Source organism: Robertmurraya korlensis, assembly GCF_023715225.1.
Taxonomy (GTDB): domain Bacteria; phylum Bacillota; class Bacilli; order Bacillales; family Cytobacillaceae; genus Robertmurraya_A.
Genome location: NZ_JAMBNS010000004.1, coordinates 50240 through 73933, shown reverse-complemented (window position 1 = coordinate 73933; position 23694 = coordinate 50240). Strand labels below are relative to the sequence as shown.

25 protein-coding genes are annotated in these 23694 nt (G+C 37.7%); 6 read left to right on the top strand and 19 right to left on the bottom strand.

What is annotated here, in order from left to right; all coding sequences use genetic code 11:
- Nucleotides 1-56: 56 nt before the first annotated feature.
- From M3175_RS08955 to chrA, 3 genes are all read left to right on the top strand, one after another.
- The gene (locus M3175_RS08955; protein ID WP_251518095.1) at nucleotides 57-1025 is read left to right on the top strand and encodes an NAD(P)-dependent alcohol dehydrogenase; all 969 of its coding nucleotides are present in this window, start codon (nucleotides 57-59) and stop codon (nucleotides 1023-1025) included.
- A gap of 177 nt (nucleotides 1026-1202) precedes the next feature.
- Nucleotides 1203-2105, top strand: a complete 903-nt coding sequence (locus M3175_RS08950; protein ID WP_251518091.1) for an EamA family transporter — start codon at nucleotides 1203-1205, stop codon at nucleotides 2103-2105.
- A gap of 131 nt (nucleotides 2106-2236) precedes the next feature.
- Nucleotides 2237-3415: a chromate efflux transporter gene (gene chrA / locus M3175_RS08945; protein WP_251518088.1), complete on the top strand. Its 1179-nt coding sequence runs from the start codon at nucleotides 2237-2239 to the stop codon at nucleotides 3413-3415.
- 134 nt (nucleotides 3416-3549) lie between these two features.
- On the opposite strand, the gene M3175_RS08940 is transcribed toward chrA, so the two are convergent.
- A complete protein-coding gene (locus M3175_RS08940; protein WP_251518085.1) occupies nucleotides 3550-4557 on the bottom strand; it encodes a DUF3231 family protein in 1008 nt (335 codons plus the stop codon).
- A 168-nt stretch (nucleotides 4558-4725) separates the two neighbouring features.
- Between M3175_RS08940 and M3175_RS08935 the strand changes: the two genes are divergently transcribed.
- On the top strand, nucleotides 4726-5031 hold the full coding sequence (locus tag M3175_RS08935; protein WP_251518081.1) for a DUF5634 family protein: 306 nt from the start codon (nucleotides 4726-4728) through the stop codon (nucleotides 5029-5031).
- Between the two features lie 56 nt (nucleotides 5032-5087).
- On the opposite strand, the gene M3175_RS08930 is transcribed toward M3175_RS08935, so the two are convergent.
- The 10 genes from M3175_RS08930 to pruA all read right to left on the bottom strand — a co-directional run bounded on the left by M3175_RS08930 (nucleotide 5088) and on the right by pruA (nucleotide 15485).
- Nucleotides 5088-5828, bottom strand: coding sequence for a TerC family protein (locus tag M3175_RS08930; protein WP_251518078.1), 741 nt, complete (start codon nucleotides 5826-5828; stop codon nucleotides 5088-5090).
- Between the two features lie 181 nt (nucleotides 5829-6009).
- On the bottom strand, nucleotides 6010-6594 hold the full coding sequence (locus tag M3175_RS08925) for a CBO0543 family protein (protein WP_251518074.1): 585 nt from the start codon (nucleotides 6592-6594) through the stop codon (nucleotides 6010-6012).
- A 94-nt stretch (nucleotides 6595-6688) separates the two neighbouring features.
- Nucleotides 6689-7222, bottom strand: coding sequence for a DinB family protein (locus tag M3175_RS08920; protein ID WP_251518071.1), 534 nt, complete (start codon nucleotides 7220-7222; stop codon nucleotides 6689-6691).
- Nucleotides 7223-7252: 30 nt separating this feature from the next.
- A complete protein-coding gene (locus tag M3175_RS08915; protein ID WP_251518066.1) occupies nucleotides 7253-8917 on the bottom strand; it encodes an ATP-binding protein in 1665 nt (554 codons plus the stop codon).
- 157 nt (nucleotides 8918-9074) lie between these two features.
- Nucleotides 9075-9341 (bottom strand): DUF3949 domain-containing protein, encoded by a 267-nt coding sequence (locus M3175_RS08910; RefSeq protein WP_251518063.1) that lies wholly within the window; start codon nucleotides 9339-9341, stop codon nucleotides 9075-9077.
- An 82-nt stretch (nucleotides 9342-9423) separates the two neighbouring features.
- A complete protein-coding gene (locus M3175_RS08905; RefSeq protein WP_251518059.1) occupies nucleotides 9424-10848 on the bottom strand; it encodes an amino acid permease in 1425 nt (474 codons plus the stop codon).
- A 190-nt stretch (nucleotides 10849-11038) separates the two neighbouring features.
- Nucleotides 11039-11296, bottom strand: coding sequence for a biotin/lipoyl attachment domain-containing protein (locus tag M3175_RS08900; protein ID WP_251518055.1), 258 nt, complete (start codon nucleotides 11294-11296; stop codon nucleotides 11039-11041).
- A gap of 83 nt (nucleotides 11297-11379) precedes the next feature.
- Nucleotides 11380-12672, bottom strand: a complete 1293-nt coding sequence (locus tag M3175_RS08895) for a Glu/Leu/Phe/Val family dehydrogenase (RefSeq protein ID WP_251518011.1) — start codon at nucleotides 12670-12672, stop codon at nucleotides 11380-11382.
- 45 nt (nucleotides 12673-12717) lie between these two features.
- Complete coding sequence (locus M3175_RS08890; protein WP_251517967.1) at nucleotides 12718-13923, bottom strand: ornithine--oxo-acid transaminase; 1206 nt, start codon at nucleotides 13921-13923, stop codon at nucleotides 12718-12720.
- A gap of 17 nt (nucleotides 13924-13940) precedes the next feature.
- A complete protein-coding gene (pruA, locus tag M3175_RS08885; RefSeq protein WP_251517964.1) occupies nucleotides 13941-15485 on the bottom strand; it encodes an L-glutamate gamma-semialdehyde dehydrogenase in 1545 nt (514 codons plus the stop codon).
- Between the two features lie 212 nt (nucleotides 15486-15697).
- Between pruA and M3175_RS08880 the strand changes: the two genes are divergently transcribed.
- Entirely contained in the window at nucleotides 15698-17119 is a 1422-nt protein-coding gene (locus M3175_RS08880) for a sigma-54 interaction domain-containing protein (protein ID WP_251517961.1), read from the top strand.
- Nucleotides 17120-17228: 109 nt separating this feature from the next.
- The gene (locus M3175_RS08875) at nucleotides 17229-17489 is read left to right on the top strand and encodes a hypothetical protein (RefSeq protein ID WP_251517958.1); all 261 of its coding nucleotides are present in this window, start codon (nucleotides 17229-17231) and stop codon (nucleotides 17487-17489) included.
- Nucleotides 17490-17642: 153 nt separating this feature from the next.
- Here the strand turns inward: M3175_RS08875 and M3175_RS08870 are convergent, their stop codons facing one another.
- The 8 genes from M3175_RS08870 to M3175_RS08835 all read right to left on the bottom strand — a co-directional run bounded on the left by M3175_RS08870 (nucleotide 17643) and on the right by M3175_RS08835 (nucleotide 23661).
- On the bottom strand, nucleotides 17643-18329 hold the full coding sequence (locus tag M3175_RS08870; RefSeq protein WP_251517955.1) for a hypothetical protein: 687 nt from the start codon (nucleotides 18327-18329) through the stop codon (nucleotides 17643-17645).
- A gap of 222 nt (nucleotides 18330-18551) precedes the next feature.
- Nucleotides 18552-18932, bottom strand: coding sequence for a VOC family protein (locus tag M3175_RS08865; RefSeq protein ID WP_251517952.1), 381 nt, complete (start codon nucleotides 18930-18932; stop codon nucleotides 18552-18554).
- A 23-nt stretch (nucleotides 18933-18955) separates the two neighbouring features.
- Nucleotides 18956-20176, bottom strand: a complete 1221-nt coding sequence (locus tag M3175_RS08860) for an MFS transporter (RefSeq protein WP_251517948.1) — start codon at nucleotides 20174-20176, stop codon at nucleotides 18956-18958.
- Nucleotides 20177-20200: 24 nt separating this feature from the next.
- The gene (locus M3175_RS08855) at nucleotides 20201-21220 is read right to left on the bottom strand and encodes an ROK family transcriptional regulator (RefSeq protein ID WP_251517945.1); all 1020 of its coding nucleotides are present in this window, start codon (nucleotides 21218-21220) and stop codon (nucleotides 20201-20203) included.
- 156 nt (nucleotides 21221-21376) lie between these two features.
- Nucleotides 21377-21454: a YjcZ family sporulation protein gene (locus tag M3175_RS08850; RefSeq protein ID WP_084362022.1), complete on the bottom strand. Its 78-nt coding sequence runs from the start codon at nucleotides 21452-21454 to the stop codon at nucleotides 21377-21379.
- 102 nt (nucleotides 21455-21556) lie between these two features.
- Entirely contained in the window at nucleotides 21557-21991 is a 435-nt protein-coding gene (locus M3175_RS08845; RefSeq protein WP_251517926.1) for an SRPBCC family protein, read from the bottom strand.
- 31 nt (nucleotides 21992-22022) lie between these two features.
- Entirely contained in the window at nucleotides 22023-22820 is a 798-nt protein-coding gene (locus M3175_RS08840) for an SRPBCC domain-containing protein (protein ID WP_251517922.1), read from the bottom strand.
- Nucleotides 22821-22956: 136 nt separating this feature from the next.
- On the bottom strand, nucleotides 22957-23661 hold the full coding sequence (locus M3175_RS08835) for a YjjG family noncanonical pyrimidine nucleotidase (protein ID WP_251517917.1): 705 nt from the start codon (nucleotides 23659-23661) through the stop codon (nucleotides 22957-22959).
- Nucleotides 23662-23694 lie beyond the last annotated feature (33 nt).

Here is a 23694-nt window from a genome sequence, read left to right as displayed (position 1 = left end):
ATCTTTAAGTGTTAGAAAATTTATCTGGGTTTGATTGATTAATAGGAGGAATTTACATGCAGGCAGTAGTTTGTACAAAGTATGGAAGCTCCGATGTACTTTTATTAAAAGAGGTAGATAAGCCTGTTCCTAAGGACAAGGAAGTGTTAGTGAAAATACATGCCTCTTCCGTAAATTATGGAAACCTCGTTCTTTTAAAAGGTGAACCCTATTTAGCTCGATTGGCTTTTGGTTTATTTAAACCCAAATACCCTATCCCTGGAGGCGACATTGCAGGTGAAGTTGAATCCATAGGCAAGGGAGTGAACCAATTCCAACTAGGAGATGAAGTGTTCGGTGACCTATCTGCCTATGGCTGGGGTGGCTTTGCAGAATATGTGTGCGTTCCAGAAGACGCTTTGGCATTAAAACCAAAAAACCTGTCCTTTGAGGAAGCAGCGGCAGTTCCTATGGCTGGAGTTACTGCTTTGCAAGCACTACGGAATAAAGGGAAAATTCAACCTGGACAAAAAGTGTTGATATATGGGGCATCTGGTGGTGTAGGAACATTTGCTGTACAAATAGCAAAATCCCTGGGTGCTAAAGTGACGGGGTTGTGTAGTACGAGAAATGTAAACATTTTACTTTCAATTGGTGCTGACCATGTCATTGATTATCAGAAAGAGAATTTCTCCCAAACACAGGAAAAGTATGACTTGATATTAGGTGTGAATGGAGGCCAACCCTTATCCGTTTATAAGAGAGCATTGAACCCAAATGGCCTCTTTCTTCACGTCGGAGGTTCAGGAGAACAGTTATTTCAAACCATGATACAAGCACCCTGGACATCAATCATCGGAAGTAAAAAGATCGGAAACATACTACAGAGAGCCAATCAAAAAGACTTAATCTATGTTAAAGAACTACTTGAAACAGGTAGTATAATACCAGTTATTGATAGAACATATAAATTAAGTGAGATTGCAGATGCTTTCAATTATTTCTCTGAAGGTCATGCACAAGGTAAAGTGGTAATCACAGTTTGACATGAATGATTAAAAGCTTATTTCCTCATCAGAATCTATAAAAATAGAAGTATATCCCTTGTCACAATCGCTATAAAAAAAGTATAATTTTGTTAACTCATAGAACCCATTTTTATTGTTTTCTGGAAACTAAAACAATAAAGATGGGTTCTTTATATTTTTAGGAGGGGTTCTAACTTGTTACGTTTGGTCCTGAATTCTGTTTATGTTTTTCTAGGAGCATGTTCCTTCGGTATATTATCAACCTTTGTGAAATTGGCTTACAAAGAAGGGTTTACCTTTCGAGAAGTAACCACTGGGCAATATGGTTTTGGATGGGGAATTATGTTTATCCTAATGATTATTTTCTCAAGACAAAAAATAAGTTTGAAACAGTTTATACGTCTGGCCATAGTGGGTGCATGTACTGCATTGACTGGTGTTTTTTACTACTATTGCTTACAAACTATTCCAGCCTCAATAGCGATCATTTTACTTTTTCAATTTACATGGATAGGTATATTGATTCATTCAATAATAACCAAAAAATGGCCTTCTAAATCAACTCTACTATCTCTCCTATTATTAATATCAGGCACTATTTTAGCAGGTGGAGTGGTTGGAGGAACTGTTAAGGAAATAGATACGGTAGGATTGATTTTTGGTCTACTTGCTGCGTTTATGATGTCTTTATTTATTTTATTAAGTGGAAAAGTAGAAACACAACTCCCTTTAATTACTCGTAGTTTCTATATTTCTACTGGGGGTTTATTAGTACTACTAACCATTTTCACACCTAAAGTGTTATTTTCTTCATTCGGACACGATATATGGTTTTACAGCTTCCTTTTAGGTGCCTTCGGAACAGTTATTCCCATAATCCTGTTTTCTCTTGGAGCACCTAAGATTAGTCCCGCGCTCGCTAGTATTCTTAGTGCTGGAGAACTCCCAGTTGCTGTAATCGCTTCAGTATGGGTACTTCAAGAACAGGTAACATGGGTACAATGGTTAGGTGTTTTAATTATTTTGTCTGGCATTGCCTATCCACAAATTGTAACCTATCAAGCAACAAAACCCTTGAACAATGTAAAGATTTTGTAAAGTTTTTATAAATTTTTTGTAAATAATACGTGTTATAAACAGAAATACCGGGTATTAATGATATTTTAGAATAGTCCAGAATAATTCACTTGGACAACTTTATAAAATAAAAGATTAGCTTTAGAGGTGATATGGTGAATCAGCTGAAATCATTATTGGAAATTCTACTTGTGTCTACCAAATTAGGATTAACATCCTTTGGGGGGCCAATCGCCCATTTAGGTTATTTCCACAATGAATATATTCGCAAAAGAAAGTGGCTAGATGAAAAAAGTTACGCTGATTTAGTTGCACTTTGTCAATTCCTACCTGGTCCAGCTAGTAGCCAAGTGGGGATTGGAATTGGTGTCATGAGAGCTGGGGTACTTGGAGGAATTGTTTCATTTATCGGTTTTACTTTTCCCTCAGTTGTGGCCCTTATGGTATTTGCTCTTTTACTTCGTGGATTTGAAGTGGGTGAAGCAGGTTGGATACACGGATTAAAAATTGTTGCTGTGGCAGTTGTTGCACATGCCATCTTAGGTATGGCAAGCAATTTAACTCCTGATAAAAAAAGAAAAGCACTTGCACTATTTGCACTTATCGTCACTCTTCTTTGGCAAACAGCCTTTACTCAGGTGGGAGTAATCGCCATTGCAGGAATTCTAGGATTTTTTCTTTACAGGCAACAAATAGATACACATGAACAAAAGATGGCATTTCCAATCAGTCGTCGTTTTGGAATCATTTCTTTATTACTTTTTTTCATCCTCTTGCTATTGCTACCCATTTTAAGAGAGGCCACATCCCTTCATTGGGTAGCTTTGTTTGATAGTTTTTATCGATCAGGTTCCCTAGTATTTGGAGGCGGGCATGTGGTTTTACCATTACTAGAACGAGAATTTGTTCCTACTGGAATGTTGTCAGATGAGGCATTTTTAGCTGGTTATGGAGCTACACAAGCAGTACCTGGTCCCCTCTTTACCTTTGCTGCGTATTTAGGAACAGTGATAAGCGGTTGGCAAGGTGGGTTATTAGCCACTTTCGCCATCTTCTTACCTGCCTTTCTTCTGGTGCTGGGAGCATTACCTTTTTGGGATTCTTTACGTCGTAATCCTAAAATAAAAGGGGCGTTAATGGGAGTAAATGCTGCGGTGGTAGGAATTCTAATATCCGCTTTCTACCAGCCTATTTGGACAAGTTCTATTTTAGCTCCGATTGATTTTGCATTTGCGGCTATTTTATTCAGTATGCTCGTATATTGGAAGCTACCTCCATGGATCATTGTTGTGACAGGTGTAGTTGGTGGAGCACTTATGACATTTATATAACTCATCAAAGGACTAAGCTACCCGCTGGTCCTTTTTTATATCCAAATGGGTCACAAATATCTTTTTTCACTTTGAAAAAAGTAGCAAATAATACGAACAAAAGACCACATCTATGGTCCTGCAATTGGTCTTTTTTACTCCCCATTTATTAATTTCTCTCTATTGTCCGATTGAGGAGGTTCCTCTAACCAGCCATGCTTTATCATGATATTGGCTCCATCCTCTGCATACAGGGCGATCTCCGGAATAAGCGACGCATATTTTAGTCCTAAATCTCTACGAGGACTCCCAGACATGGAAGCACCATAATTTCCTATACCAGCCGCAATCATACCAGAAACGTGAAACATCATAAGTTTTTCAGAGAAAACAGGTATAGTCGAATCCGAAAGAGCCGTATCCCATGTCATCGGGGCAGGTAAATCTTCCTTTTTTAATATGTCACTAAAAATGTCGATATGCTTTTGAGCAATTCGTTTTCCTCTTATAAAGAATTCTTTTACCTCTCTTGATTGAGCTGTTTGAGCAAAGCCAGTAATTAAGGTTTTTCCAATCGCATTTGTTTGGATATTATTAAATAACATTGTAATTTCTTGTGCCACAAGTGCCCTTTTTTCTCCCAAAAAGCCAGTTAAGAAGCTCTGCCTTTCAACAAAATCTACTTTATCTGGTGTGGAAATAAATGGTGGGCGGACATACGTACCCTGCTTTAGCATTAAATCACGTGTTAAATCTTGTAATCTGACTGACATTTTTAAAACTCTTTTAAAAAATTGAACTACCTCTGGTCTCGTGGCAATCCCTAGTGCTAACCCTCCTGCTGCCATTCCCAGAACAGACATATTTCTTAAGTACATTAAAAAATAAGTATCTGAAAATAGTCTTGGGGCGTTTACGTGTACATCTTTTTCAGTAAAACCAGTCGGAATGGGAAAGCTTTCCTTTATAAACAATTCCTTTAATAAAGAAATATTTTGTTTCGAACCGTTGAGAGCAAACTCAATAACGGGTTTGACTTCATGATCCTCTACTTTTTCTAAAAAATAACTATTTACACAAATGGAAGCTGTATCATTTATATATTGAGTCCATAACACCGCCATCTCTGCTGCCGTTAGTCGGATTTTTGTCTTGTCATCCATTCCAAATAACACCCTTTATATTTGAGTTATTATTTATCTTTCCAAACAACTATTGGTTTTATTAGGAAAGGTTCGTTATTTCTCTTTTTTTCTAATAAATTGAACTTTGTAGGATATTACTACTGATAGAGGATTTATTTTACAAACACCATGAAAGGATGATAAATAATGAAATATGGTACACGTGAGGAGATTATGAACACATTACAACAATCTTTTCACTCGTTGATGGATACATATCAGTTAGAAGATATAGGTGTATTTGAAGAGCAAGGGCCAAATGGAGAATATTATTTTGGCTATACCATTAATCAAAATGGTGGAACGTACATGCTCCATCAAACATACAAGGCGAATCATAATGGGAAATTTGAACTCATTACTAACGAATGGACCATTGAAACAGATGAACCTAATTTCAATGATAAAAAAGGATATGAGAACATTGAAGAAGCATTTCACCACTTGCACTAATACTTAATTAATGTAAAAGGTGCACAAATCCCAATTAGGATTCATGCACCTTTACTTTAGTGACCAACTGCTTTTTGTTTACCTGACATGAACCAACCACCGAGCGCGATTAATAACATGACTGACCAGAAGATTGTATTCCAAATCGGCCCTTCAACAAAATCATGTGAAATGATATGAACCGATGGATGGGCAAGAGTGTGCATGAGTAGCTTGATTCCTACCCAACCAACTAGTAGCATGGCAGCACGCTCCAGGCTTGGACGTTCTGTTAAGATTCTAACAAAGAATGCTGCAGCAAATCGAATAACAATTAACCCAGCAATCGCACCCAATAAAATAACGATGAATTGAGCTGCATCCATTCCACCAATATCTCCTAGTGGTGTGTCTGGTAGTGCAAGAACAAGAGCAACGGCAGCTAATATAGAATCCACTGCAAAAGCAATATCGGCTAAAGCAATTGATGCTACAGTTGCACGGTAACTTTTCCCCTTCGCATCTTTTTCACGCTCATGTTTCGTGAACAAATGCTTTAATGCAATATAGATTAAGTACGCTGCTCCAATGGCTTGTACTTGCCATACATGGAATAGGTACGAAATGATAAAAATGGCCCCTATTCTAAATACGAAAGCTAAAAGCAATCCAATATTTATCGCTTTTTTCTGTTGTTCTTCAGGTAAATGCTTTGCCATAATAGCTAAAACCAGGGCATTATCAGCAGATAATAATCCTTCAAGAACAATCAAAATAAGCAAAACCCAACCATATTGTAACAGTAATGATACTTCCATTAACTAAATCCCCCTATTTTAACAGTTCCACTACTTTTTCTAGCGGATGATAAACTTCCCTTTCCTCTTCTTTTATTGTTTGCAGAAACACAAGTTTAACTATTTCTACATAGAGGTACATTATTCCTTCTTTTACATACTTTCCCACATAAAAATACCTTTACTTTTTGTAAAGGTATTTTTAGTATGTGTTGGTTGGAGGTCCATATTTTTTTTGAGTCCATAAAAATACATTCGTCATAAATTTTGCCATAAGTAGGATTAAAATGTACCCCACAAATAAATGTATAAAATTGATATTTCCATACAATTTAAATAATCCAAGGCCAACAAGTAATGGTTTGAATACAAGCGCAAAGGCACCTGCTGTTAGTATTGCATAAACATAGTAGTTCTTTTTATGATTTAGCGTCCATTGATACATAAGCATACATCCTACAGGGACAATACTGGCATCAACTGATAAACTCGGCAAAGCAGGCAATAATTGAAAAGGATAGTGCCAAAAACCTTCATTCATTCCATATATATCACCATAAGCAAGAACAACATGAACACTATACCCGTAAAACCCAATTAAAAAGATTTTACTTTTATCAATTTTTAAAAATAATATTATTAATGGAAAAACAAGTATTGACGCCATAATCCAGTACTCCAACGTTGAGTACAAATGATACTCTTTCCAAATATGAATTAAAAAATCAGTAGAATCTTCTCTCATTTGTACGGCTTTATCGAATTGTTCAAGACGGGTATTAGACAATTAAATCATCCTTTAAAAATACAATCTTAATTGTATCCTTACCCATTTTGACCTATCGTATCCTAAGAAACGCGATATACCACTCGGAAATATATTATTTAGGAAATTCCTTTGAACCAAAATAGCGCTCCTTAATAAGATTACGGTGATGTAGTTCATGACCTGCTATAATGTACACTAACGCCCGTACGGAAACCTCTGAACCATTAGCGTTTCCTCTTCGTAAAAAAGCTTCATTCGAAAGGCTTTTTATTAACTGTAAGGTAGATTTCCGAGTTATGTGAAAGTTTTCAAGTAATTCTTGTAGGGATATAGCATTGAACCTAGCATTTCTTACGTATTCATTATCATCATATCCTGGTAGTTCAGCTTTTTCGCCACGTGCAAAAGATAATAGCCTATACCCCATGATTCGTTCTGTATCTGCAATATGTCCGACCACTTCTTTGATACTCCACTTTCCTTCTCCATATGAAAAATGAGCCTGCTGTTCTGTTAAGTCCTTAAGAACGGCAGTTGTCTCTTCCATTTGTTGCATTAAGATGCTAATTATATCTCCTTCAGGTACTAAGTCTACATATGTGGAATAATAAGATGCATATTCATTTGACTTTAGCATTTGTTTCATTTTTGTTCTCCTCTCCATGTTACAGGAAATTTAGTTAGGTAATTTCACTTCAATGGTTGTCCCTTTTCCTACTTCACTAAATATGTTAACAGTACCTTGATGATTCTCTACAATCCTTTTACTCACCATGAACCCGAGGCCTGTCCCTTTTTCCTTTGTCGTATAAAATGGTTGACCAAGCTTTGAGATTAGTTCATCAGGAATTCCATTACCTTCGTCTATAAAACGAATAATTAACTCCTCATTTGCACTAGAAAGCAACTGTATAGTTAAATTTCCTCCATTCGGCATCGCATCTATTGCATTTTTAATAAAATTAATGCAAACTTGCTTAATCTGATTTTCCTCACACATAATCTGTGCTACTTCCGTTTTGAAATCGATGATGATTTGAACATTATTTAGCGTTGCTTGAGGTCCTAATAACGTAACTACATCTCGTATAAGGACCCTTACATCCTTGCGAGCAAAATGAACGGCTTGCGGTTTTGCTAACATAAGAAGTTCACTAAGAATTTGCTCAATTCGAGTAATTTCAGATGACATAATGTCATAATAAATCTGCTTTTCAAAGTTACTTGATTGCATCAACTGAAGGAATCCTTTCACAGAAGTAATTGGATTCCGAATCTCATGAGCAATGCCCGCTGCTAGCTCTCCAGCAATGGACAATTTTTCTGACTTAATTAATAACTCCTGAGCTTGCTTTCTTTCGGTAATATCCCGAATGATTACAGCCCAGCCATCTAACTCATTCTTTTCATCAAGCAATGGGAAACAAGACAACTGTACCTGAAGCACTTTGCCATCCTTTGTTTTTCTTATTGTTTCATACCCTTTTACCTTTTCGCCGAGAACAGTAAAACTTCTATTAAGTATCACTTCGAATTTTCTATCATCTGGTAGGATAGGAAGTTCACTTGCATCTAGACCTAACACTTCCATTGCGGTGAAACCAAAGGTTGACTGAAATGCTGCATTTACTGTAATGACTTTGTCCCACTTATCAATGATGACAACAGGATCTAAATTTTGAAAGATAAAAGATTGCAATTGGTGCTTTGTTGCAATTAATTTTTCCTCTAGTTGGGTTTCTTTTGCGATAGTTAATGAAGGTAAAGGAACGGAATTATTTTTGTAAAAATAAGATTTTACTAATTCATGATCGGTCATAATGTACTCGTGGGATTTTAGCATGCTGTTTTGGAGAGAGGCGGTAATTTTGTTCCCGTTATATGCGCAGACCGATATTAGATTGGAATGGCGAACACATTGATCAGCATTTTTTTCAAAACTCTCGAGTTTCAACTCAATTTCCCTTTCATTGTTCCAACAAACATTCGCCCACGTTCTTACGGTCATATGTTTTTCTTGAAAATGAGCAATGACATCTGAAAAATGACTGACAATTAAGTCGCAATGAAAATCATCATATAGTCGATAAAATTCATAATTATCAAGAAAATAAATGCAGTCCAGTGCATCCTGCGATAACATCCCTTTTAATATTACCTTCATTTGTTCATATGTATCTTTGCTTTCAATGATAATGATGTGATGACCTTGGTCAATCCCCGATACGATATATGAGATAGCATTTTCAATATAATGATCAACCTTATTGTATGTATACAATATATGTCCATGATTTTTTAAGTCTATCAAATTCGTTAAAGGTACAATTTTATTTTCCATAAATACCTCACCTATACGTAGTAAGATAAGTATAATGCAAAAAATGGATTTTTTCATTTCTAATATTATGAATAGTACAAACTAATTAAAAAGTAATTCTCTATATCAAAAAAACTGCCATAAATGGCAGCACATAATCTACATTGATAAAGCTATATTACTTCTTCCCTCTAGTCTTCAAATTGTAAAAAAGAGTTGCCAATAGATTAGCCCCTATAAACAAGAGATTTCCTTGCGCATTAAAGTGTAACTGCTGTGTTTCAAAGCTCATTTGATCATAGTGGTCTTCTACAGAAACTCCTCTTTCCCTGTTTCTTTTCTGAGTCTCTTTTAATTGTTTTATATACTTATACTGCACTGGTACTAGTAATAAGGTTAATAAAATATAAGCACCGATAATTCCAACACCTACGTATCCACTCATCACACTTTCCCCTTTCCGGCTCCTTACGACTATATACGCGTAAGGAGCCGGAAAGGTTTCAAGAATGATCTTGTTTGTATGGTTATTGTACTTTTCGTACTTGGTAATTTGCTTCTTCCTTATTTTCATGTTGTGCTTTTATCTTGAAGTGATAAATCAAGTAGCACGCAAGGACAAACGGAACGCCTAGATAAAGAGCCAATCGTTGCTCAGAATCAAACGCTAAGCTAGCAAGTACAATAATATTTAATGTAAGCGCGATGATTGGAAGTACCGGGAAAAACGGTGTTTTAAATTTTAGATCCTCTAGCCTACCTCCGTCTTTAATATATTTTCTACGGAAAGCAATTTGAGAAGCTGTAATTGAAATCCATCCGACTTGTGCACCGAGTCCAGCAATTGAAAGTAACCAAACAAACACCGTCTCTGCTGCGAAAAATCCTGAAAGCAGTGACAATAGAGAAATCCCCATTGTTAAAATCAATGCATTCATCGGTACACCCTTTTTGTTTACTTTTGTTAATACAGGACTTGCCATTTTTTCTTTTGACATGGCATATAACATACGAGTAGCCGCATACAAACCTGAATTTCCAACTGACAGTAAGGCTGTTAGAATAACAAAATTCATAATATCTGCCGCATACGGAATTCCGATGCTATCAAATACAACAACAAAAGGACTCTCAATCACTCCTGCTTTTTCCATCGGAATTAATCCAGCAACTACAAAAATCGCCAGGACAAAGAATACAAGAGTTCTCCAAACCGTTTGCTTGATCGATTTAGGGATGGTTTTCTCTGGGTTTTCACTTTCTCCAGCAGCAATCCCAATCAATTCTGTACCCTGAAAGGAAAAGTTAACAGCAATCATCGTAATAATTAACGCGGAAAATCCGTTCGGAAGCAAGCCATGAGCCGTAAAATTAGATAAAAACGGTGCTTCTTGTCCACCTGTTAAATCGATGAATCCGAACAAGGCTGCTCCACCAAACACAATAAAAAGTAGAATAGCTAATATTTTAATACTAGAAAACCAGAATTCTGCTTCCGCAAAAGCTCTAGCCGATAATGCATTCAAGGAGAACAAGACGACAGCAAAAATCCCACTCCATATCCAAACCGGAACATCTGGAAACCATCTTTCCATCAACTGCCCAGCTGCCAGGAATTCCAACGCAACCGTTACAGACCACCCGAGCCAATATAACCAACCAAGGGCAAATCCCGTACCTGGTCCGATAAATTTGGTCGTGTATGTTTGAAAGGAGCCTGATACTGGCATGGCAACAGATAACTCACCAAGGCACAGCATGGTTAAAAACATAATAAGTCCACCCACTAAATAAGATAGTATTGCCCCCATCGGACCCGCTTCGCTAATCGTGTAGCCAGACCCTAAGAACAACCCTGATCCTATTACCCCTCCTAGTGAGATCATAAATAAGTGACGAGTCTTCATTGTTCTTTTTAATTCATGTGAAGTGTTGTTTTCAGGTAAATTCATTATATCCCCCTTTTCCCCTCGCAAGTATGCGCTTACATATTCTACAATGCAAATTTCATGCCAACATAAAAAAGCTTTAATTGTGAACTTTTTTCGAACATGTTATGCCAATTATTTTTGCATTTAAAATTAATTTTTGCATCAGGGATGCAAAAAACTCTTTCCGTTTGATCGGAAAGAGTTTTCATTTCTAATCAGATCCGGTTATTATTAAATCATCTTGAATGGTAGCTAGGACAGTCAAAGGATTTACAACTTCGCCTTCTTTCACATATAAAGAAGTGATATGACCACTAATCCCAATACATATTTCCTCTGTACTGCCGTTATTCTTTTTAATAACAAATAACTTTTCCCATTCATACACATGGTTACTTTCCCCTGTAAGAACCCTCTCGATCGTACCGGAACAAGGACTATAAATAAATTCATATACTTTACCTAGCAACTAGGTTCACTCCTTTTATAAATCTTTTTTACTTACAGGGCTGCCTAATATAGGTTCAGTAACCTTAGTAAATACGGCTTATCTTATACCCAACCACGGAATCTAGCCGCTTCTGCCATCTTTTTAATTCCCACCATATATGCTGCTAAACGCATATCTACATGATGGAGCTCAGCTGTTTGATATATATTTTCAAAGGAATGGATCATCACTTTAGACAGTTTTTCATCAACCTCTTCCTCTGACCAATAATAGCCTTGATTATTTTGCACCCATTCAAAGTAGGAAACCGTAACTCCTCCGGCACTTGCCAAAATATCTGGCACTAACAATATTCCACGTTCTGTTAAAATGGTTGTTGCTTCAAGGGTGGTAGGACCATTAGCTGCCTCGACCACAATTTTGGCTTTAATATTGGCTGCATTATGAGCAGTGATTTGATTTGAAATTGCTGCAGGTACTAAGATGTCACAGTCTAGCTCTAATAACTCTGAATTGCTTATCGTGTTTTCAAAGATTTTAGAAAAAGTTCCAAAACTATCGCGTCGATCAAGGAGATAATCGATATCAAGTCCATTTGGATCGTGAACCCCTCCGTATACATCTGAAACTGCAATCACCTTTGCCCCGGCATCGTGCATAAATTTTGCTAAATAGCTTCCTGCATTTCCAAACCCTTGAATAACCACTCTTGCTCCTTGTAACGCAAAGCCTTTCTTCTTTACCGCTTCTTCTACACAAATCGTCACTCCTCGGGCAGTTGCTGTTTCTCTACCCTTAGATCCCCCTAATACGATTGGTTTTCCTGTGATAAAACCGGGAGAATCAAACTCGCGCAAACGGCTATACTCATCCATCATCCAAGCCATAATTTGTGAATTTGTGTACACATCAGGTGCAGGAATATCCTTTGTTGGTCCAACAATTTGGCTGATTGCCCGAACATACCCACGACTTAATCTCTCAAGTTCTCTGAAGGACATCTTTCGGGGATCACAAATAATTCCACCTTTTCCTCCTCCATAAGGAAGATCCGTGATCCCACATTTCAAGCTCATCCAGATCGATAGTGCCTTTACCTCTTCCTCATCAACTTCCGGATGAAAACGTACGCCACCTTTCGTCGGTCCTACGGCATCATTGTGTTGTGAACGGTATCCCGTAAAAATTTGAACCGTCCCATCATCCATACGGACTGGAATACGAACCGTTAACATTCTGATTGGATCTTTTAACAATTCATACATTTCGTGCGTATATCCTAGCTTATTTAAGGCTTTTTGAATAACCGTTTGTGTTGAGTAAAACAAGTTAAGTGATTCTTGTTCCTTTTGTTGATCCTTTTCGATTGCATTTACCACAGTTTTATTAGGCATAGTTCTACCCCTCGTCGATTTAGTAATATTGGTTAACGAATGACATTAAGAACCTAACACGTTTTGAATTTTTTCAAACGCCCAATCAATTTCTTCCTTTGTTATGATTAATGGTGGTGCAAAACGAATCACTGTTTCATGGGTTTCCTTACATAACAAACCAGCTTCTTTTAATTGTTCACAGTAAGGTCTAGCAGCTTCAGTAAGTTCCACACCGATAAACAACCCTTTCCCTCTAATTTCTTTTATCTTCGGATTGTTGATCGTTTTTAGCTGATTCAGGAAATACTCCCCTAATTCTAAAGATCGCTCCGCTAATTTTTCTTCCTCAATAACTTCTAGAGAAGCAAGCGAAACGGCACAAGCAAGAGGATTTCCTCCAAATGTTGATCCATGTGAACCTGGATTGAATACTCCTAGAACATCAGAGTTTGCGACCACACAAGAGATCGGGAATACTCCCCCACCAAGTGCTTTCCCTAAAATTAGGATATCTGGGTCTACTTCCTCCCAATCACATGCAAACATTTTACCTGTACGTGCAAGGCCAACTTGGATTTCGTCTGCAATAAACAATACATTATGTTCTTTACATAAGTCCGAAGCAGCCTTTAAGAATCCTTCTGGTGGTAAAAGAATTCCCGCTTCTCCTTGAATTGGTTCCATTAAGAATGCGGCAGTATTTGGAGTAATAGCTCCCTTTAGAGCCTCTAGATCACCGTAAGGAATTAACGTAATTCCTGGTAAAAGTGGACCAAAGCCACGCTTATACTCCGGATCTGATGATAGAGACACCGCTCCAAGAGTTCTTCCATGAAAGTTACCTGTGCAAGCAATGATTTCTGCTTGATTTTCAGCAATCCCTTTCACATCGTAGCCCCAGCGACGAGCAGCTTTTAGGGCAGTTTCTACTGCTTCTGCTCCTGTATTCATCGGGAGTGCCATATCTTTTTTCGTTACCTTACAAATCTTTTCATACCAAGGGCCTAACTGATCATTATGAAAGGCACGTGACGTTAGAGTGACTTTATCCGCTTGATCCTTCAGGGCTTGGATAATTTTCGAATGACGATGCCCTTGATTCACAGCAGAGTAAGCACTCAACATATCCATATAGCGATCGCCTTCTGGATTTTCCACCCATACCCCTTCTGCTTTTTCAATAACGATTGGTAGCGGATGATAGTTGTTTGCTCCAAATTTTTGAGTTTGCTCAATAATTGTAGTAGTTTTAGAAGTTAATTGATTCATTGTGTTACCTCCTTGTTTTATAGAGTTTCTGATGTTGTTTTTGCTTGCATATGCAATAGTAAATAGTCAGGTCCACCAGCTTTTGAATCAGTACCTGACATATTAAATCCACCAAAAGGTTGATAGCCAACGATCGCACCTGTACAGCCTCGGTTGAAATAAAGATTACCCACATGAAATTCTTCTCTAGCTCGTTCGATATGCTCACGATTGTTAGAGATAAGAGCACCAGTTAGTCCGTAATCCGTGTTATTTGCGACCTCCATCATATGGTCAAAGTCACGAGCTTTACAGAATGCTAGAACGGGTCCAAAAATCTCTTCTTGCATTAATCGTGCCTTTTCATCTACATCGGCAAAAATTGTTGGCTTAATGAAGAAACCTTTAGAATCATCTCCTTCACCACCGGCCATTAGCATGCCCTCTTGTTTACCGATTTCGATATACTCCATGATTTTTTTGAATGCTTTTTCATCAATAACAGGTCCCATGTAGGTTTCTTGTAATTCTGGACTCCCGACAGTCAACTGACCAGTTAAGGCAACAGCTTTCTCTAGCACTTCCTCATACACATCTTGATGAACTACCGCTCGAGATCCTGCTGAGCATTTTTGTCCTGAAAAACCAAATGCCGAGTAAACAATTGAAGCAGCAGCAAGATCTAAATCCGCCTCTTTATCAACGACTACCGTGTCTTTTCCACCCATTTCAGCAATCACTCGCTTGATCCAAATTTGTCCAGGATGAACTTTGGCTGCACGCTCGTTGATTCGGCAGCCCACTTCACGAGAGCCAGTGAACGAAACAAAGCGAGTTTTCGGATGATCAACAAGATAATCTCCAATTTGCGCGCCACTACCAGGTACGTAATTCAACACTCCCTTTGGCAATCCCGCCTCAAACATTAACTCTACAAATTTTGCCGCAATAACTGGTGTTGAATTAGCTGGTTTTAATAACACCGTATTTCCTGTGACAATGGCTGCAACCGTCGTTCCTGCCATAATGGCAAGCGGAAAATTAAACGGTGAGATAATGACTCCTACTCCAAGTGGAATATAGTGAAATTGATTGTACTCACCTTCTCGACTTTGCACATCCATTCCGTTCTTCAACTTCAGCATTTGACGACCGTAATACTCAAGAAAATCAATCGCTTCAGCTGTGTCCGCATCCGCTTCGTTCCAGGGTTTCCCTGCTTCTTTTACTAGATAACTAGAAAATTCATGTTTACGTCGGCGCATGATTGCAGCAGCACGGAACAATATGTTTGCACGGTGCTCAGGTTTCCACTTTTTCCAGCTTTCAAATGCTGTAAGAGCAGCCTGCATCGCTTTTTCCGCAAGCTCTTGATTGGCCATAGAAACGGTACCAATTATTTCTTCCTTACTCGCAGGATTCAATGAAACGATTTTCTCCTCCGTTGTAATTTCTTCATCTCCAATGATTACAGGGTAATCTTTTCCTAATTGTGTTTGAACATGAGCTAGTGCTTCTTGAAATTCTTGTTTATTCTTTTCAATCGAAAAATTGGTAAATGGTTCATGTGTATAAGGTTTCATACTTTTTCCCCCTTTTGATTCTTCAACATGTTTATTGCAAGTTCCGTGCCAACTATTATTTTTGCGTCATATAAAGGTTTCTCTTTATATGGATGCAATGATTTTTTGCACTATTTTCGATTTTTTGTCACAAATAGCAAAAAATATTTTGCGTTATGAAGTTTGTTTTGATTAAATAGTTGGTAATGAGACTAAATCAAGGGAGAACGCTCATGGAGAATTCAAAGAAATCATTATCGTATCTACAATATCTTAATAATTTATATGAGAGAATTTTGGACGAGGTAGAGGTTGGCGTTCACGCTGTGGATGAAACCGGTAAGACGATTATCTATAACAAGAAAATGATGCAGATGGAATCAATGGATTTCCACGACGTTATTGATAAAAATTTACTAGATGTGTTTATGTTTAAAGACGATCAATCTAGTACTCTTGTACAAGCACTTCAAGAAGGCAAAGAGACCACGAATGTCAAACAAACATACTTCAACAACAAAGGTCGTGAAATTACGACGATCAACAATACATTCCCTATTTTTAAAGGCGATAAAATTCAAGGGGCCGTTGAAATTGCTAATGATGTCACGAAACTAGAGCGTCTTATCAAAGGAAATATGAATACGAAAGGGACGACTCGGTTTACGTTTGATCATATTATCGGCAATAGTCCTGCGATTAAAGAAGTCATTGAATTTGCGAAACGTGCTGCACGAACCTCATCCTATGTATTAATTGTTGGAGAAACCGGAACGGGAAAGGAGCTGTTTGCGCAAAGCATCCATAATGCAAGCAACCGATTTTCGGCTCCTTTTATTTCACAAAACTGTGCCGCCCTACCTGATAATTTAATAGAAAGTCTACTATTTGGAACAAAGCGTGGAGCATTTACAGGTGCTGTTGACTCACCAGGGTTATTTGAGCAAGCAAATGGCGGGACATTATTACTGGATGAAATCAACTCCTTAAATCTCAATCTTCAAGCCAAATTATTACGAGTATTACAGGAAAAAATGATTCGTCGTGTGGGAGATACAAAGGATACAGCAGTAGATGTGAGAGTTATTGCCAATATTAATGAGGATCCCATTGATGCGATTGCCAATGATCATTTACGAAAAGACTTGTATTATCGACTGGGAGTTGTCACTCTCTTTGTCCCACCTTTAAGGGATCGAAAAGAAGATATCCCCCTTCTTGTTCAACATTTTATAGAAAAGTATAATGAACGTTTTCAAATGAATGTGAAAGGCTTATCGGAAGAAGTGACTAGATCCTTCATGGAATATGATTGGCTTGGAAATGTTCGAGAACTTGAACATATCATTGAGGCTGCCATGAACATTATTATGGACGAAGAAGAGATTCAATACTCTCATTTACCTTTCCAATATCGAAGCAAAATGCAAATGAAAGAAATGATGATCCCTTTATCAACCGTGGACCAGTTTATTAAAGAGAGCAATGAAGTCACCATCCCGCTAAAGGACCAAATGGAATTGTTTGAACGATCATATATTGAGCAAGTTCTAAAGAAAAACGACTTTAACATTTCTAAGTCAGCCAACCTGCTCGGACTCAGTCGACAAAGTCTACAATACCGAATGAAAAAGTTAAATATTGAATCAAATTGAATACAGAAAACCGGAATCATTGCTCTCATTGAATACCGTTTTTTGAAATATTTTTTTGCCATTTGGAGATACTTAAGTTGGCAAACAAATATCGATGGGAGGAATTAAAATGGTCGAGGAAAATGCACTACAAATGAAAATGGAGAAGATTTTTCAAAACACTTGCGGCTCTTTCGAGAATTGCACGGAATCCAGTATCCAATCATTTCTACAACAATGCGAAGAACACGGTATTGACTCACAATTCTGCATGAGCTGGGTCGAGCAACACAAATCAGAAATTCCTGATTGGCAAACAGTTTCAAAAGTCTCTCTAGAATGGATGAATCAACACACGTCAACGGGGTCACCCATTTCCTTTTCAGAATAAAACACAGTGGAGTTTTCCCTCTCCACTGTTTTAATGCCAGTTCAGTCAGCAACTACATAGCACCTTTCAATCTTCACAGGCAAAACTTTTGAGTATAGATGCATCAATTTATAGAATAAAAGGACTACTAATCAGTAGCCCTTCTTCATTTCATTATCCAGTGATCGTAGCACTCCAAGTTCCTCCACCTTGGTCACATGTAAAGTTTCCGGATGCTCTTCGCCCTTCTATTCTTCCTGTGTAGGTACAGTTGTTGCCATCACTGCTATTTCGACGTTCAATTCGAACCTGGTTTCCTTGTTGTTGCATTCTTAACACGGCTGTAACTGGAGTTGCCCCTTGTCTAGTCCATCTACCGTCAAATACATTGCTATTTCCTCGTCGTGTCCAAATTCCTCTCCAGGCACCTTCTACTACTTCCCACCTTCTACCTAAGTCTGGTTCTGCTGGTCCTCTAAAAATCGTACCGCTCCAAGACCCACCGCCTCTGTTACACACATTGCTACCTACTACTCTATTTCCTTCAATTCTTCCTACGTACTGACAATTGTTTCCGTCGCTACTATTTCTTCTTGAAATACAGACGAAATTGCCGTCCACATTCATTCTCAATACAGCGGTAATTGGCGTTTGTCCTGCTCTCGTCCATCTGCCATCAAACACATTGCTGTTTCCGCGTCTTGTCCAAACGCCTCGCCAGCCACCTTCTTCCACTTCCCATCTTGTACCTAAATCGACTGGTTGTCTTGTTGTAGAAACATAAGGATCTTCATAAAAATAATACGGATGAACTGGCTGATAGTTGTAAGCATAGTAATATGGGTTGCCGTAGTTGTACATAGATACAACCTCCTACTCATGTAATCTATTTATAATTAATCATGCATTTCATCATATGCCTATTTAAAAAAAATGCCCCACTAAAAAGCTAGTTCAACATGATCTTTTATTAATTTTAAATTAAACAAATGACTCAATATGAAAAATTAAAGGAATTTTATGTAGGCCCACCTAACGAAAATAAAAAAGCCACCCTGAAAGGTAGCCTTGTTTATATCGATTTTATACGGTTAGTTCAATAAGATTGCCTTCAGGGTCCTCTATAACACTTTCATAATAGCCGTCACCTGTCAGACGCGGTCCATCTACGAGAATGTACCCATCATCTTGAAGCTTTAACGTAAGATCCTCGACCTTTTCTCTACTGCCGAGCGAAAACGCAACATGTGCCCAACCGATTCGATCCGCTTGATCTTCTTTATCCACACCTACTTTGCGCATAATCTCTAAACGCGCTCCACTTTCGTACTGGATAAAATAAGATTCAAAGCCTTTTTTCACATTTTGATACTTTTCATTTGATTTTCCGTTAAAGTATCTTTCATAAAAAGCTTTCATCATTTCTAAATCTTTCACCCAGATGGCTATATGCTCAATTTTCAATTCTCTTTACTCCTCCCTATTGGTTACATAGCAGTTGATTCAGAATTTCTTTTCAATAAGGTCTTCCTTTCGATCATAATTCTATTTAACCTTTCAGAAGCCAAAAGCATCCCTACTCCAAAGAGCACAATCACATAGGGAAAAATACCAATCGTTGTATGAGATGCCACCAATCCTAGTAATGGTGGCAAAAAGGTACTTCCCGTATAGGCAAGCGCCATTTGATAACCCATAATCGTCTGAGAATGTTCTTTTCCAAATCGTGTTGGAGTTTCATGTAACATACATGGAAAAATGGGTGCCAAGCCTAAACCAATTAATATTAAACCTACAAGTGAAAAGATTGAAGGTATGGGTAATAGCAATAGGATTGTACCAGCAAGAGCTGTAAGCTGACCTGAGCGAATTAACGTTTTATTATCCACCTTTAGCGTAATAAATCCGGTAAAGAACCTGCCTATCGTAATGCCTCCATAATACAAAGAAACCCATTGGGCCGCTACTCCAACTGACAAATCTTTTACGTTTACCAAATAACTACTTCCCCAAAGGCCAATGCCTGCTTCCGCACCACAATAAAATAAAAAAGTTGCCATTGCAAGCTTTACTCCCTTAATTTTAAAAGGCTTTTCATTTTTTGTAGTATGACTGATAGAAGAATCGAGTTCTGTGTTTAGTTTGTTGGTCGATTTACCAGCTACTTTTTCCCATAAAGGCAAGGTTAAGAACAGAATAACGACTAATCCAAACTGAAGGCCCGCAATAGTAAAATATCCACTTCTCCACGATTGATCTCCCGTAAGAAACGAAGACATAATAATTGGCCCAAGCGTAGCCCCCACTCCCCAAAAGCAGTGAAGCCAACTCATATGGTGTGCTTTATAATGGGCAGCCACATAATTGTTTAACGCTGCATCCACGCAACCCGCTCCTAACCCAAGTGGGATCGCACAAATAAACAGCCAAATCATTGATGGTGCAAAATTAAATCCAAGTATTGCTACAGCCGTTAGGAGACAACTAATAAAAGTCACTTTACCAGTACCGAATTTATTAAGAACTTTCCCTGTAAAAAGACTCGAAACAATGGTAGCACCTGCGATCGTCATAAATAGCCAACCAGCCATTTCCATTGGTGCCCCGTATTCGGCTCTCATTAATGGCCATGTAACTCCTAACAAAGAATCTGGTAAACCTAAGCTTATAAAAGCTAAATAAATAATCACTAAGAAAAATGTTGCCATTTGAAGTTCTCCCCTCTTGTCTGTTTACTTACTTGTTTGAGTGATCATGAGCTCCAGTCCTAAATTCTGTAAACCTAACAAATAGTCTTGTTTCCAGTTGCTTTCGGTTAATTCAGGAAGATGCTCACTTGGAACATAGGTCGAACTTTTCTTTTTAATGTCTTCAAGAACCTTCTCACTCACTTCACCATGACAAAAAATGACCATATGAGGATTGATAATAGCAACAAAGGTAGCTACTAACCTACTTACAGCATCCAAAGTATGATTATCAAGAAATGGCGTTCGATTTTCCAAGGCTTGAAAGAAATTTTGTTTTTCGTACTGAGGAACAAAGGATACCTCCCCTGAGAAAAAGGAACGACCACGCACCACGTCACCATTAATTAGAACACCAGCACCTGGACCATTCTGTCCAAAATACAAGTATACGAGAGACTGATTGTCCGTATTCCCAAGTGATTTATAATAGCCTAGTACTGCAGCATTCATATCGTTTTCGATTACGACAGGTATCGAAAAATGATTTTCATAATACCCTTTTAAATCAAAGTTTTGTAAATGGTCATAATCAGGTATGTAAAATATACGACCATTATCAACCGAACCAGGAACACCAATCGCAATGGAAGATATTCTTGGATACTCCTCAATGATGCCCTGAATACACTGTGTTAATAAACTCAAGTCTTTATTCTTTAGTACGCTCGACGTGTTCCCTTGTTCTTTTACCTCTCCCATACAATTAAAAACGGTATAGTGAGTTTCATTACTTTCTAAAAATATCGCCAAACCCAGCATATACTCTGGATTGTATGAATAGCGTTTGGCCCTTCTTCCTCCACTTGAATCATCGAGACCAACGACCAACAGTTCACCATCCTTCTCCATTTGCGTGAGAAATTTGCTAATCGTAGGAAAACTAATTCCTAATTTATGACTTAATTCAACTTTTGTTGCACTCCCAAGTTCAAGTAATCCAGACCGAATTCCCTTTAAGATGACATTTTTCATTGATTTCGGAGTTGCTATTAAATCGCTCATCACTTCACCACCGTTTCAAGACACTTATTAAACTTCTTTAATAAGTTACAAAAATACAATATCATACTAAAATCGTGCACACAATAACAAAATTTTTTTAAACTCAAAAAGAGTCAACCAGTTAAGGCTGACTCTTTATATATTCACTATGCCATTTTAGGCAACAAAAGCTGTTCCAACAATAATTAACAAGATGAATAGTACAACGATTAACGCAAAACTATTGTTATACATTCATAAACACCTCCCTCAGCGTTACCATACTATCCTATGAGGATAGACGGAAATCGGAAGGACAAATGCCTACTTATCACTATTGGTAAAGTTTACCTATCCTTAGTTCTCAAGTATTTCTTTTATCTTTTTCAAATCCTTCATATTTGCTCTTTTCATCATCGAGGTCATAAAAGGAGAGAAAAGTTTAGAGAAACCAGAGGGATTTCCCCGATTTCGAAGAGTCATACGTGTAACATCCCTTTCAATAGACTCCCATGTATAGATGGTCTCCATCGGAAAAGGGCCTGCAGATGTCTTCATCACTAACTTCTCCCCTGGTTTGAATTCAGTAATTTCGTAAATATAAGCAAGCTCTCGTCCAAGAAAATTCGCCTTAAACGCAATTCGAGATCCTTTCTTTACAGCTTTTTCAGTTTTCCAATCCGCCGACTGAATATTCACATACCACTCTGGAGCATTTTCCGGATTGGATGCATACGTTGATACTTTTTCAATCGGTCGATTTATGATGATTTCTGTAAACACGTCTACCATGATTATGTTCCTCCAGATGAGATTGAATCATTTATTGTTCGTTATTATTTTCTTCAATATACTTTTTTAATAACGTGCCAAGAAGATGCTTCCATCCATGAATATGTGATTTCTCCCATTCTTCTTCAATAACACCTGAAGCTGTATGAGATAATTGAAGAATTGTAACACCTTCTATTTCAGTCAATCGATAGGTATATGCACTATTAACAGCCCCTCGCATGCCTAAATGACCATGTAGTCGAATTTCCTCTGGAGCATTTACATAATACACATTTCCCCATACTGCTCCATCATTTTCACCCCATTTTTCAATAAATTGTCCTCCTGGTACAGGATCAAAAGTAAATGTTGACGGCACACCTTTTGGAGCTAACCGAAATTCCCACCAGTCTTCTGCCTTCTCGGTTAACGCTTTAAATACCTTCTCCCGTGGTGCGTTTATGACTACTTCTTGCTCAATACGAAATACTTCTGCTTGTTTTGAATGATCCATTTCTAATTCTCCTCCTGTTTGTTCAGCTAATGATTTTAAATTCAGTAGTGATCTGGAATTCTTCTTCGTATATTTCCCCACCCATCTATCGTTCATTTCCTCTAATGGAATGACATTTAGATAATTAAACCTGTATTTCCCCTCTCGTCGAACAATTACTAACTTTCCTTCTTGCAAGGCTGATAAATGCTTCATAATCGCATATCTTGAGACTTCGGGAAAAAAATCATTAAGTTCTCCCGTCGTTTTGGGCGATTGTTTCAAAATATCAAGAATGCGTCTTCGGATCGGGTGGCCCAGTGCTTTAAAAAGAGCCGAAAGTTCATCTCCCATCATAATGATCCTTTCCAGATTCGTTTTAAAAATAATATGTTACCATTTAGTCACACATTACATGTGACTAAATGGTAACATATTAAATAAAAAAAAGGAAGAGCACAATATAAAGTCGGCTCTTCCATTATCATTCCTATAAGGTTTTCACCAAACTCGGTAAAATCTCATTTAACTCCTTCAACTGTTGAATTTCATAAGTAGGACTAAGCCCTGACTGATTTTCTTTTCGTAGCGGGTTAAACCAACAGGTATCTAAACCAGAAATCTGTCCACCTTTAATATCTGCAGATAAAGAATCCCCAATAATTAAACCCTGACCCGGAATATAGTTTGGAATTCTGTCAAACACATAATTAAAGAATTGCTTCATTGGCTTATGAAACCCTGTGTCTTCAGAGACAAAAATATTCTTAAAAAATGGAAATAAACCAGAATCTCTTAGTCTTCTATCCTGCGTTTTGGACACGCCATTCGAGACAATGTACAGTTCATATTGATGTTGTAAGTTCATAATTAGGTCCATTGCACCGTCAATAAGGTGATGTCCTTGTTCTAAATAACTGCGATACTTTCTTTCTAATAAACTTCCATCTACTTCTAAATCGTAATGACTAAAGAAAGTCGAAAATCTCGTGTTGAGTACCTCGTCTCGATCGATCTTTCCGTTCTCATAAGCATTCCACAAACTCTGGTTTATCTCTTTATACCTGCGTTCTTCATCTGCCGTTAAGACCATATTTTGTTCTGCAAAGAGAGCACGTAATGCTTCCTTCTCCGTAGCTTGAAAATCCAATAACGTATCATCTATATCAAAAAATAAATACTTATATGCTTTCACTTGATTTCCTTCCTATCTTTTAACAGAATCCCT